Annotated in this window: 7 protein-coding genes; all 7 read left to right on the forward strand. The window is 46.4% G+C overall.

Annotation, left to right across the window (positions count from 1 at the left end; translation table 11 throughout):
- Nucleotides 1-108: 108 nt before the first annotated feature.
- Complete coding sequence (locus tag FO447_RS03000) at nucleotides 109-3,465, forward strand: alpha-amylase family glycosyl hydrolase (protein ID WP_234699052.1); 3,357 nt, start codon at nucleotides 109-111, stop codon at nucleotides 3,463-3,465.
- Nucleotides 3,466-3,755: 290 nt separating this feature from the next.
- Nucleotides 3,756-7,100: an alpha-amylase family glycosyl hydrolase gene (locus FO447_RS03005; RefSeq protein WP_234699053.1), complete on the forward strand. Its 3,345-nt coding sequence runs from the start codon at nucleotides 3,756-3,758 to the stop codon at nucleotides 7,098-7,100.
- Nucleotides 7,101-7,324: 224 nt separating this feature from the next.
- Nucleotides 7,325-10,936 (forward strand): isoleucine--tRNA ligase, encoded by a 3,612-nt coding sequence (gene ileS / locus FO447_RS03010; RefSeq protein WP_200757570.1) that lies wholly within the window; start codon nucleotides 7,325-7,327, stop codon nucleotides 10,934-10,936.
- Between the two features lie 111 nt (nucleotides 10,937-11,047).
- Nucleotides 11,048-11,431, forward strand: coding sequence for a TraR/DksA family transcriptional regulator (locus tag FO447_RS03015; protein WP_022120972.1), 384 nt, complete (start codon nucleotides 11,048-11,050; stop codon nucleotides 11,429-11,431).
- Nucleotides 11,432-11,434: 3 nt separating this feature from the next.
- A complete protein-coding gene (locus tag FO447_RS03020; protein WP_118200619.1) occupies nucleotides 11,435-12,151 on the forward strand; it encodes a lipoprotein signal peptidase in 717 nt (238 codons plus the stop codon).
- A 2-nt stretch (nucleotides 12,152-12,153) separates the two neighbouring features.
- A complete protein-coding gene (locus tag FO447_RS03025; RefSeq protein ID WP_200757572.1) occupies nucleotides 12,154-13,113 on the forward strand; it encodes a DUF4296 domain-containing protein in 960 nt (319 codons plus the stop codon).
- 16 nt (nucleotides 13,114-13,129) lie between these two features.
- On the forward strand, nucleotides 13,130-13,354 hold the full coding sequence (locus tag FO447_RS03030) for a hypothetical protein (RefSeq protein ID WP_117586629.1): 225 nt from the start codon (nucleotides 13,130-13,132) through the stop codon (nucleotides 13,352-13,354).

Raw genomic sequence — 13,354 nt, forward strand, 5'->3', positions numbered from 1 at the left:
CAGAAAAAACAATAGAAAAGTGAATTGTTTTATAGTATTTATAAAAAGAATTCGTAATTTTGCGGTGTAATTATTCAACTATTCAATTTTAAACTTAACAATTTCATTATGAAAAAACTTGCCGCAAAATTATGGGCGGTTCTTATGCTCATGTTGGTCTCTATGCAGACGATGGCGACGGATGTCTTCACATCTAATCGTACTGACTTTCGAGACGAAAGTATCTATTTCATGATGACCACTCGTTTTTACGATGGTGATCCCTCTAATAACGTGCTCTGCTGGGACAACCAGGAAGCACAGAAGAGTACCAAGGACCCTTGTTGGCGAGGTGACTTCCAGGGTGTCATTGACAAGCTTGACTATATCAAGGCGCTTGGTTTCACTGCCATCTGGATTACTCCTGTCGTACAGAATGCATCCGGTTATGACTACCACGGCTATCATGCTTCGGATTTCTCCAAGGTAGACTGCCGCTATCAGAGTGGTGACGGCAAAAAGAGTGGTGACGTGATGTTCCAGGAGCTCATCGACAAGGCTCACGCCAAGGGTATCAAGATTATCCTCGATATCGTGCTCAACCACACCGGTAACTTCGGTGAGGAGCATTTTTGCAAGGAGTTCGACCGTGATACTCGTCTTCGTAACCAGGCAGACATCAATGCTTGTATGATTCCTAATTTGGAAACATTGGGTAGTGACTATCCAGGTCTTCTGCCTGGTTATCAGTATCAGCGTCGTCTTGCCATGATGAAGAATACCGATGGCCAGAATCATGATACTCACAACTACTGGCACCATTTCGGTAACTTCAACTGGGACTTACCTAATCGTTGGTGGGCTCAGATTGCAGGCGACTGTGTGGACCTCAATACTGAGAATAATACAGTGGCTGATTATCTTGTCAAATGCTATGGTAATTTCATCAAGATGGGTGTCGATGGTTTCCGTATTGATACATCCGGTCACATCTCACGTCTTACCTTCTGCAAGCAGTTTATTCCTCAGTTTGCTGCCCTCGGTAAGAAGTACGAGGACAAGCGCATCAACAAGGCTCCATTCTTCATGTATGGTGAGGTTTGTGCCCGTTTCGGTGGTGTGCAGTATCGTGGTCAGGACAACCTTTCACCTTATTATTATACATGGAAGGCTCCACAGAACTTGATGGATAGCTTTGATGGCAGCCAGTCATACTGGGACACTCAGGAAATCTATGACAGTGGTACAGGTTATGATGCTAAGCTGATGCCTCTCTGCGAGAAAGATAATGCTGATTCTCCTGAAAGCAATAATACCTTTATGCTGAATGGTGCATGGCATGAGCCAGACTATTCTCAGTCAAGCGGTTTCAATGTAATCGACTTCCCATTGCACTACAACTTCTCTAATGCAGGAAGTGCATACGGCTTGGCTAAGTCTGGTGATATGAAATACAATGATGCTACTTTCAATGTGGTATATGTAGACAGTCATGACTATGGTCCTCAGCCAAGTGATGGTATCCGTTTCTCTGGTAGTGATGCTCAGTGGGCTGAGAATCTCTCTCTGATGTTTACCTTCCGTGGAATCCCATGTCTCTATTATGGTTCTGAGGTAGGTTTCCGTCGTGGTTCTGTGATTGACAAAGGTCCTAATGGTCCTCTTTCTAACACAGGTCGTGCTTACTTCGGTGGTTATATCACAGGTGATGTAGAAGCATCAGACTTCGGTGAATACAAGGCTTCTGGTAATGTGGAAGCTACATTGAATCATGATTTGGCTCAGCACCTCATCCGTCTGAACAAGATTCGTCAGGCTGTTCCTGCTCTCCGTAAGGGTCAGTGGACAGACGATGGCTGTACTCCTGCCAAGGGCGGTATCGCCTTCAAGCGTGCTTATAAGGACAGTTATGCACTCGTAGCCCTCAATGGTGGTGCTACTTTCACAGATTGCCCAGCTGGTACTTATACAGACTTGGTAACAGGCAAGACTTACACAGGTTCTACTATCACCGTTGATGCTCCTGCTACTCAGGGTCAGGTTCGCGTACTCGTGAAAGACTGGAAGGGTGGCAAGCTCATTGATGATGGTGCTTTTATCTATGCTTCTACTGCTCAGCATAAGAGTGGTCAGGACTATGATGGTAATGAAGAGGCTGGTACAACTTGGGTTGACGAGACTCCTCTTCAGCCAGTAAGCGTTTCTCTTTCTCCAGCTGGTGGAAGTTTCCGCACCAATACGGTAACAGTTACTGCTGAACTCTCAGAAGATGCTTTGTCTGGTTGGTACCAGATTGAGGGACAGGACAAGGTAGCTTTGACCCCTGGTAAGCCTGCTACCTTCACTATCGGTGACGACATGAACTTCAATCAGACCAAGACTGTGACTTGGAGCGCTACAAGCTCTGAAGGCGAGAAGACTGGTAAGGTTACTTATACCAAGGTAGATCCTAACGCAGCTATCACCGTATATGTAAAGGCAGACAAGGCTCCTTACATCCACGCTTGGATAACTGGCGGCAAAAATCTGACAGGTGAATGGCCTGGTAAGGTAATGGATGGTCCTGTGGAGATTGATGGTGCTAAATACTGGACTTATGATTTCGATAACGTTGAGAGCTTCAATGTAATATTGAATAATGGTAGCGGTGCTCAGTCTGGTGAAATCTCTGGTATTACAGGTGATACCTACTTGGAGTATGATGGTAGTAGAAGTGCCAAGAAGATTGACGCTCCTGTCAATACAGTTGCTACTGCCAAGGTTACTTTGAGTCCTAACGGTGGTGACTTCCAGAAGACTATCTCCGTAACTGCCACATTGAGCAACAATGCCAAGAGCGGTTGGTATAAGATTGGCGATGGCGAGCAGGTAGCTCTTACTCCTGGTAAGGCTACTACCTTCACTCTCGGTGACGATATACTGGAAGGCGAGAGCAAGACTGTAACTTGGAGTGCAACTAATGCTGACAATGAAACCAAGACAGGTTCTGCTACCTTCAACAAGCAGAAAGAGGTTGTAATTCCTACTCCAACAGGTATCTTCGCTTACTTCCTCGCTCCTTCAGACTGGACTGATGTTCACGCTTATGTTTGGACTGATGGTGACAAATATGCTGGTGAATGGCCTGGTGTAGCTTGTACCAAGACTGGTGAGAAGAAGAATGGTTTGGATATCTGGATGTGGAAGTATGATGGTGATAAGACTGAACTTCCTGCTAAGATTATCTTCAACAATAATGGTAATGGTAACAACCAGACTGGTAATTTCGATTTCGTAAACGGTGCAGTCTATGACCGCAACGGTAAGACCAATGAGTCTGTCTCAACAGGTATCAACCAGGTAGGTAGCAAGAAGGCTCCTGCTAAGTTGAAGATTTACTCTATCAATGGTGTGAAGGTAGCCGAAGTAAACAAGGTTTCTGATGCAGAATACGTTCTGGCTCCAGGTATGTATATCTGCAATGGCAAGAAGTTTGTTATCAAATAAACTTACCGCTACTTTGGGACTTAAACAAGCACTTCGCCTGCTCTGTAAGCGGGTAGTGTGAGTTTGTCCCCGTGCGGTTAGCAGTTTATGTACATAATATCCTCTGAATGAGGCTGAATTTTGCAAATATCCGTATTGCGAAATTCAGCCTCTTTTTCTTTGTTGCTGCGAAATCGATTGCACAGAAGAAACAATAGAAAAGTGAATTATCTTATAGTATTTATAAAAAGAATTCGTAATTTTGCGGTGTAATTATTCAACTATTCAATTTTAAACTTAACAATTTCATTATGAAAAAACTTGCCGCAAAATTATGGGCGGTTCTTATGCTCATGTTGGTCTCTATGCAGACGATGGCTACGGACACGTTTACCAGCGATCGTACTGACTTCCGAGACGAAAGTATCTATTTCATGATCACCACCCGTTTCTACGATGGAGATCCTAAAAACAATGTGCTCTGCTGGGACAACCAGGCAGCGCAGATTGAAACAAAAGACCCTTGCTGGCGAGGCGACTTCCAGGGTGTCATTGATAAGCTCGACTATATCAAGGCTCTTGGTTTCACAGCCATCTGGATTACTCCTGTCGTACAGAACGCATCCGGTTATGACTACCACGGCTATCATGCCATGGATTTCCAGCATGTTGACTGCCGCTATCAGAGCAGTGATGGTAAGAGTGGTGACGTGATGTTCCAGGAACTCATCGACAAGGCTCACAAAAAGGGTATCAAGATTATCCTCGATATCGTGCTCAACCACACTGGTAACTTCGGTGAGGAGAAGCTCTGCAAGCTGTTCGATCGTAACACACAACTTCGCAACCAAGCTTACATCGATGCTTGTATGACCCCTACAGAAACTTTGGGTAGTGACTACCTGACCATCCTTCCAAAAGATCAATACCAGCGTCGTCTTACCATGATGAAGAATATGAATGGTCAGAACCAGGATATTCACAACTACTGGCATCATTTCGGTATGTTCGGTTGGGATGATCCATCCCGTTGGTGGGGGCAGATTGCCGGTGACTGCGTAGACCTGAATACAGAGAACGACGCGGTGGCAGATTATCTCGTGAAGTGCTATGGTCAGTTCATCAAGATGGGTGTGGATGGTTTCCGTATCGATACATCTGGTCACATCTCACGACTCACTTTCAACCATCAGTTCATTCCTCAGTTTGCTGCCCTCGGTAAGCAGTACGAGAATAAGCGATTGAACAAGGCTCCTTTCTTTATGTATGGTGAGGTTTGTACCCGTGGTCACGAAGCAACCTACAGAGGTCAGGCTAATCTTTCTTGCTACTTCTATACATGGAAGTCTGATGAGTCTTTGATGAACCAGTGGGATGGAAGCCAAAGCTTCTGGGACAGTCAGGTATTGCCAGAGGGTTCTGGTCCTGTCGGTCCTCAGGCACTCTGCGGTAAGGAAACATTTGGTGACAAGAAGAGCGAAAATGCCAAGATGATCAATGGTGCATGGCATGAGCCAGACTATTCTGAGGCAAGTGGTTTTAATGTCATCGACTTCCCAATGCACTATAGCTACAATACAGCTAAAGATGCATTCCGTCTTTCAAAGGAAGACGAACTCTATAATGACGCTACATACAATGTAGTATATATTGACAGCCATGACTACAGTCCAGGCCCTAACGATCTCAACCGTTTCGGTGGTACAGATGCTCAGTGGGCTGAGAACCTCTCTCTCTTGTTTACCTTCCGTGGTATTCCATGTATCTACTATGGTTCTGAGGTTGGTTTCCGTCGTGGTGTAAGAATCGACCCAGGTCCTAACGGTCCTCTTTCTGAAACTGGTCGTGCTTACTTCGGTGGTTATATCACAGGTGATGTAACAGCAACAGACTTCGGTGAGTATAAGGCTACAGGTAACGTAGCAGCTACTTTGAATCACGATGTAGCTCAGCACCTCATCCGTTTGAACAAGATCCGTCAGGCTGTTCCTGCTCTCCGTAAGGGTCAGTGGACAACAGATGGTTGTAAGGCAACAGGTAAGAATGGTATCGCTTTCAAGCGTGCTTACAAGGATTGCTATGCGCTCGTAGCCCTCAATGGTGGTGCTACCTTCACAGATTGCCCAGCTGGTACTTATACCGACGTGGTAACTGGTAAGACATATACAGGTTCTACTATTGAAGTAGAAGCTCCTGCTACTCAGGGTCAGCTCCGTGTTCTCGTAAAGGACTGGAAGGATGGCAAGATCGGTGAGGATGGTGCTTTCATCTACGATACTACAGCTAAGTCTTTGGACGGTCAAGACTATGATGGTAATGAGGAGGCTGGTACAATTTGGAACGAGCAGGGTCCTATTCAGCCAGCAAGCGTTTCATTCTCACAGGCAGGTGGATCATTCCGTACTGAGACTATTAACCTGACAGTTACTCTCTCTGAAGACGCTAAGTCTGGTTGGTATCAGATAAAAGGTCAGGATAAGGTGAACTTGACTCCTGGTGTGAGTGAGAACCTTACCATTGGCGACGGTATGAACTTTGGCGACACCAAGACTATTGAGTGGAGCGCAGAGGCCCAGGACGGTAAAGTAAAGAGCGGTAGCTTGACCTTCAAGAAGGTGGACCCTAACGCATCTATCACCGTATATGTACAGGCAGAAAATGCTCCTTTTATCTATGCTTGGTCAAAAGGTTCTTCTGTTAAGAAATTGACAGGCGATTGGCCTGGTACAAAGATGACAGAGTCTGAAGAAATCAATGGCGAAAAGTACTGGACTTGCGCTTTTGATGGCGTAGATAACTTCAATGTCATCTTGAATAATAATAGCGGTGCACAGTCTGGTGACATCACTGGTATCACAGGTGATATCTACCTGAAGTATGACGGCGGTGCAAATGCTCAGAAGATTGACGCTCCTGTCAATACTGCAGCCAAGGTTACTTTGAGTCCTAATGGTGGTGACTTCGAGAAGACTGTTACCGTAGCAGCCACACTGAGCAGCAATGCCAAGAGCGGTTGGTATAAGATTGGTAATGGCGAGCAGGTAGCTCTTACTCCTGGTAAGGCTGCTACATTCACTCTCGGTGAAGATATGCAGGAAGGCGAAAGCAAGACTGTAACTTGGAGCGCAACTAATGCAGAAGGTGTAACCAAGACAGGTTCTGCAACCTTCAACAAGATTAAAGAGGTAGTTATTCCTACTCCAACAGGTATCTTCGCTTACTTCCTCGCTCCTTCAGATTGGAGTCAGGTAGATTGCTGGGCTTGGAATAATACAGACAACTTTACCGGTGGTAACTGGCCAGGTGTAAGCTGTACCAAGACTAACATGAAGAAGAATGGTTTGGATGTTTGGATGTGGAAGTATGATGGCGATTTGACAACTGCTCCTACCATGATCATCTTCAGCAACGGCAGTGGTCAGCAGACAAAGGATTTGAAATTCGAAAACGGTGCAGTTTATAACTTTGACGGTAAGACCAATGAGTCTGTCTCAACAGGTATCAACCAGGTAGGTAGCAAGAAGGCTCCTGCTAAGTTGAAGATTTACTCTATCAATGGTGTGAAGGTAGCTGAAGTAAACAAGGTTTCTGATGCAGAATACGTTCTGGCTCCAGGTATGTATATCTGCAATGGCAAGAAGTTTGTTATCAAGTAGTCAATGGTTAGCCGCCATTACTTTTAGAAACATTTAGTTTATCATATTTCATTTATTTTAGGTTTAAGTACTCCTAAATGACTTGGAAAGAGCAATTTTTCAGTCATTTAGGAGTCTTTTTTGTATATATAAGTAGAAAATATATTAAAGATTTTGGGTAAACCCTTTTTTTTTTGTAACTTTGCGCCCAAAAGTAAAAACAATATAAAAATAAAATAGATAATATGGCTAAGAAATTTGCCGAGCACAACGGTCTGAATTTGACTCAGACAAACAATGACGTACTAGCAGCGTGGGAGAAAAATGATATCTTCCACAAGTCTATCGACGAGCGTGAAGGCTGCCCTCAGTTTATCTTCTTCGAGGGACCTCCATCAGCTAATGGCCACCCGGGTATTCACCACGTGTTGGCACGTAGTATCAAGGATACATTCAACAGATACAAGACCATGAAGGGCTTCCAGGTTCACCGCAAGGCGGGATGGGATACCCACGGACTCCCTGTTGAACTCGGTGTCGAGAAGGAACTCGGCATCACCAAGAAGGATATCGACAACAAGGCTTCCGAGAAGTATATCTCTACCGAGGATTACAACCACAAGTGCCGCGAGAACGTGATGAAGTTCACCGCCGAGTGGCGCGAGTTGACCGAGAAGATGGGTTACTTCGTAGATCTCGATCATCCTTATATCACCTACGATAACAAGTATATCGAGACTCTCTGGTGGCTCCTCAAGCAGCTCTACAACAAGGGTCTGCTCTACAAGGGTTACACCATCCAGCCATATTCTCCAGGTGCGGGTACAGGTTTGAGCTCTCACGAGTTGAACCAGCCTGGATGCTACCGCGATGTTAAGGACCTCACCACCACAGCCCAGTTCCTCATCAAGGATCCTAAGGCAGAGTGGACCAAGTGGGGCAAGCCATACTTCATCGCATGGACCACTACACCTTGGACTCTGCCATCAAACGTGGCTCTCTGTGTAGGTCCTAAGATTGACTATGTAGCCATCGAGACCTACAACCTCTACAATGGCGAGCCTATGACACTCGTGATGGCTGAGGCGCTGGTAGGTTCATATCTGAAGTCTGACCAGGAGTGCAAGGAGGGTGATCTCCTGCCATTCGACAAGGAGAAGAAGCAGTGCCCATGGCGCATTATCGACCACATGAAGGGTACCGACCTCGAAGGCATGCACTACGAGCAGCTCCTGCCATGGGTAAAGCCATGCGAGAAGGTTGATCTCTTCGCACCGGCTTTCGTAACAGAATATGCTGCTGCTCATCCTGAGAAGGTGTTCGCTTCTGAGGATGGTCGCGATCAGTTCGTAGAGATGGATAGCGAGGCTTTCCGCGTAATCCTCGGCGACTACGTTACTACCGATGACGGTACAGGTATCGTGCACATCGCACCTACATTCGGTGCCGATGATGCCAAGGTGGCTAAGGATGCCAACATCCCAGCCCTCTACCTTATTAATAAGAAGGGTGAGACACGCCCAATGGTTGACCTGCAGGGTAAGTTCTATCTCATCGAAGACCTCGATGACAACTTCGTAAGCGCTTGCGTCAACAAGGAGGCATACGCTCATCACGCAGGCGACTACGTGAAGAATGCCTACGACCCACAGTTTAATGTGGATGGTGTTTGGGACAAGAAGGCTTCTGATAAGGCTGAAGACCTGAACATCGTACTCTGCTACGAGTTGAAGCAGGAGGGCAAGGCTTTCAAGAGCGAGAAGCACGTGCACAACTATCCTCACTGCTGGCGTACCGACAAGCCTATCCTCTATTACCCATTGGATAGCTGGTTTATCAAGGATACAGCCCGCAAGGAGCGCATGGTAGAACTCAACAAGACCATCAACTGGCAGCCTGAGAGCACCGGTACTGGCCGTTTCGGCAACTGGCTCGAGAACCTGAACGACTGGAACCTTTCACGTTCCCGCTTCTGGGGTACTCCATTGCCAATCTGGCGTGATGAGAACCGTGGCGAGAAGTGCATCGGCAGCCTCGAGGAACTCTATGCTGAAATCGAGAAGTCAGTGGCTGCAGGCATCATGCAGAGCAACCCATTGAAGGAGAATGGTTTCGTTCCTGGCGACTACAGTCAGGAGAACTATGATAAGATTGACCTCCACCGTCCATACGTTGACAAGATTGTATTGGTTAACGAGGAGGGCAAGCCAATGTATCGTGAGAGCGACCTCATCGACGTTTGGTTCGATTCAGGTTCAATGCCTTACGCCCAGCTCCACTACCCATTTGAGGGTGAGATGGCACGTGGCACAGAGGCAGACCGCGATGCACTCATCCACAGCACCTACGAGGGATATGCTATTCCTCCTAAGTTCTATCCAGCCGACTTCATCAATGAGGGCGTGGATCAGACCCGTGGATGGTTCTTCACCCTGCACGCCATCGCTACCATGGTATTCGATAGCGTAGCCTTCAAGAACGTAATCTCTTCTGGTCTCGTTCTCGATGCCAAGGGTAACAAGATGAGTAAGCACGTGGGTAACGTGACTAACCCATTCGAGATGATTGACAAGTATGGTGCCGACCCAGTTCGTTTCTATATGATGACCAACAGCGAGCCTTGGGACAACCTCAAGTTCGACCCTAACGGTGTGGACGAGACCCGTCGTAAGTTCTTCGGTACCTTATATAATACCTACAGTTTCTTCGCCCTCTATGCTAATGTAGATGGTTTCGATGCAGAGGCTGCTCAGGTGCCATTCGAGAAGCGCCCAGAGATCGACCGCTGGATTCTCTCTTCACTCAATACCCTCATCAAGGGCGTTGACAGAGAGTTGGCTGGCTATGATCCAACCCGCGCAGGCCGTCTCATCGATGCATTCGTCAACGATGACCTCTCTAACTGGTACGTTCGTCTGAACCGTAAACGTTTCTGGGGTAAGGAGATGAGCGAGGATAAGCTGAGTGCTTACCAGACTCTCTATACCTGCCTGATGACAGTGGCTAAGCTGCTGGCACCATTCGCTCCATTCTATGCAGACGAGTTGTATCACGACTTGGGCGGCGAGTTGGAGAGCGTACATCTCGATAAGTTCCCTGTAGCAGATGAAACTGCTATCGATGCCGACCTGGAGGAGCGTATGGCCATCGCCCAGAAGATTACTTCTATGGTATTGGCATTGCGCCGCAAGGTGAACATCAAGGTTCGTCAGCCACTGCAGCAGATCATGATTCCTGCAGTAGATGATGTACAGAAGGCACACATCGAGGCAGTAGCCGGACTGTTGAAGAACGAGGTGAACGTGAAGGAGGTTAACTTCATTGAGGGTCAGGGCATTCTCGTAAAGAAGGTGAAGTGTAACTTTAGAGTGATGGGTAAGAAGTTCGGCAAGCTGATGAAGGGTGTTGCTGCCCAGATGTCAGCGCTCGATCAGGACCAGATTGCAGCCTTCGAGAAGGCAGGCAACATCACATTGAATATCGACGGACAGGAAGCCGTGGTAGAGGTAGCCGACGTGGAGATTATCTCTGAGGATATTCCAGGATGGCTCGTATCTAACGAGGGCAATCTGACCGTAGCGCTTGAGGTAGAGTTGACCCCAGAATTGAAGAAGGAGGGTATGGCTCGTGAGTTGATCAACCGTATCCAGAACCTCCGCAAGGAGACAGGTCTGGAGATTACCGACCGCATCAACGTAACTGTGGCTCCTAATGAGGAGACTGACGCAGCCATCGAGGCATTCGCCGACTACATCAAGGGTCAGGTATTGGCAGACAGCATCGAAATCGGCGACAACGCAGGTGTTGAGACCGAGTTTGATGACTTTAAGTTGAACATTCTCGTAGAGAAGAATTAAATAGTTAGGAGTTAGGAGTTAGAAGTTAGGAGCATTTCCAAACTGCTTACTTCTAACTTTCTAGCCCTTATTTCCTAAAAACATTAATAAATAACATAATAGATAACATCTATGGCTAACGAAAAACTGCGTTATAGCGATCAGGAGCTCGAGGAGTTCCGCGCTATCATTGATGAGAAATTGAAGGTGGCAAAGCAGACTTATCATGATTGTATGGCTCAGCTGAACCACTCAGACAGTAATGATGTGGTAGATACATCACCAACCTACAAGGCTCTTGAAGAGGGTAGTGAAGCACAAAGCAAGGAAGAAATCATCCAGATGGCTCAGCGTCAGCAGAAGTTCATCAAGGGATTGGAAGCAGCTTTGGTTCGTATCCAGAACAAGACCTATGGTATTGACCGCGAAACAGGCGAGTTGATTCCTAAGGAGCGTTTGCGTGCTGTACCTCATGCCACTTTGAGTGTAGCTTCTAAGGAGGCTAGAAAGAAGTAATAAATGGAGAAAACAAGTAAAATTAAATACGGATGGCTCGTCACGGCAATGGTGGTTGTGCTTCTTGTTATCGATCAGATTATCAAGGTGTACATCAAGACCCATTTTTGCCTTGGCGAGTCTGTTCGTGTTACTGATTGGTTTTATATCGAATTTGTTGAGAACAACGGAATGGCTTGGGGTATGTCGTTTATCGGCAAGTTCTGGCTAAGTCTGTTGCGCCTGGTAGCCATCTGTGCGTTGAGCATTTATCTGTATCGCATCATTAAGCGTGGTACCTATCGCCTGTTATACATCATTCTGGTGGCGCTGGTTCTGACGGGTGCAATCGGCAATATGATTGATTCCATCTTCTACGGACTTATCTTCACCGGTGCTTCACCTTATTATGTATCTTATCTTGTGCCTTTCGGCGAGGGGTATGCACCCGTGCTCATGGGCAAGGTGGTTGATATGTTCCGCTTTCCGTTCTTCACCTATACATGGCCTGAATGGTTCCCTTTCTGGGGTGGACAGCATGGTACATTCTTCGATCCTGTATTCAATTTTGCAGATTCCTGTGTATCAGTCGGCATCATTTCTCTCTTGCTTTTCTGTAGAAAAGAACTGGAAGCTCTCGGAGGTGGTGATAAGGAGAAGAAGGTTAAAGATTCTTCTTTTATTGAAACTGCTGAAGAAAAGATAAAGTCTCAATCTCAAGAAAATAAGGAGGACAAGTAATCATGAAGAAAGCTTTTCTTTATCTCTGTTGGATAGTAACCTTTTGTGCAGTCTTCGCTTCTTGCAAGCCTTCGCTGCCAAGAGATGTGCTCTCTAAAGGAAAGATGACGGATATTCTCTTCGATTATCACATCGCTCTTGCTATGGCTCAGAGTGAAGACGGTGGTAGTGAGAAGAATAGTCTGGCTTATCGCGAGGCTGTACTGAAGAAACATGATGTCACCTCGGCAGACTTCGACAGTTCGATGGTTTATTATATGCGCCATACTGAATTGCTGCATGATGTGTATAAGGATTTGGCTGAAAGATTGGATAAAGAGGCTGTTGCATTGGGTGGAAACAGTGCAGGAAATAGTGATTTTGACAATCTTACTGCTGTTGGTGATACTGCCAATATCTGGAAGGATGCTACTTCGATGGTATTCTCGCCTGATGAGGGCTTCAACAGTCGCAGTTTTAAAATTGAAGCTGATACTGCTTTCCATAAGGGTGACCGGTTCCGTCTTGATTTCGAATCGCAGTTTATCTTCCAGGATGGTATGCGTGATGGTATCGCTTTGCTGGCTGTTCAGTTCAAGAACGATAGTGTGGCACAGACTGTAATTCATATTCAGAGTGCTCAGCACTATAGTGTAGAACTCGCTGATAATGATAGCCTTGGAGTCAAATGTATAAAGGGGTACTTTATGTTGAGTGAGGGTGGCTTCAGTTCTGATGTCGGTTCTTTGACGACTCTTAAACTGATGTTTGTCAATAAGATTCGTCTCATCCGTATGCATCCTAAAAAGGTGGCACCGGTTTCTTCTTCTGCAGCATCTTCTGATTCGGCAAAAGTAGATACTGCTCGTAAGACCCGTATACCAGGTCCGAGTGTTCCAGCACGTCCGGATGGAGCTTTGGCGCCTCCGACCAGTGCACCGGTTCCTATGCCTGATAAACCTATTCAGATGACGAGTCATTAGTCTGGATGTTTAAGATATGGCAGAAATGAGAAGATGCGGAGCCCATCAGGTGATATTGCCGGATGGCTCGATATTGCAGCAGGCTGTGGTAGAAATACAAGAGGGCAGGGTGGTGAACTACTTCGAGTTTCGCGAGGAGTTGCCGATGACCGAATGGTTAGGCGGCGAAATCCGGGTGGAACGCGATGAGGAAGGCATCCTCCGTGCCCTGTGGAACGGAAAAGTAATCAATAAACATTAA

Source organism: Segatella copri, assembly GCF_015074785.1.
Taxonomy (GTDB): Bacteria; Bacteroidota; Bacteroidia; order Bacteroidales; family Bacteroidaceae; genus Prevotella.

Excerpts from the sequence above, each read along its gene's own strand:
- FO447_RS03025 (WP_200757572.1), top strand. The coding sequence starts at position 12,154 with ATGAAGAAAGCTTTTCTTTATCTCTGTTGGATAGTAACCTTTTGTGCA.
- ileS (WP_200757570.1), top strand. The coding sequence starts at position 7,325 with ATGGCTAAGAAATTTGCCGAGCACAACGGTCTGAATTTGACTCAGACA.
- FO447_RS03005 (WP_234699053.1), top strand. The coding sequence starts at position 3,756 with ATGAAAAAACTTGCCGCAAAATTATGGGCGGTTCTTATGCTCATGTTG.
- FO447_RS03000 (WP_234699052.1), top strand. The coding sequence starts at position 109 with ATGAAAAAACTTGCCGCAAAATTATGGGCGGTTCTTATGCTCATGTTG.
- FO447_RS03015 (WP_022120972.1), top strand. The coding sequence starts at position 11,048 with ATGGCTAACGAAAAACTGCGTTATAGCGATCAGGAGCTCGAGGAGTTC.
- FO447_RS03020 (WP_118200619.1), top strand. The coding sequence starts at position 11,435 with ATGGAGAAAACAAGTAAAATTAAATACGGATGGCTCGTCACGGCAATG.
- FO447_RS03030 (WP_117586629.1), top strand. The coding sequence starts at position 13,130 with ATGGCAGAAATGAGAAGATGCGGAGCCCATCAGGTGATATTGCCGGAT.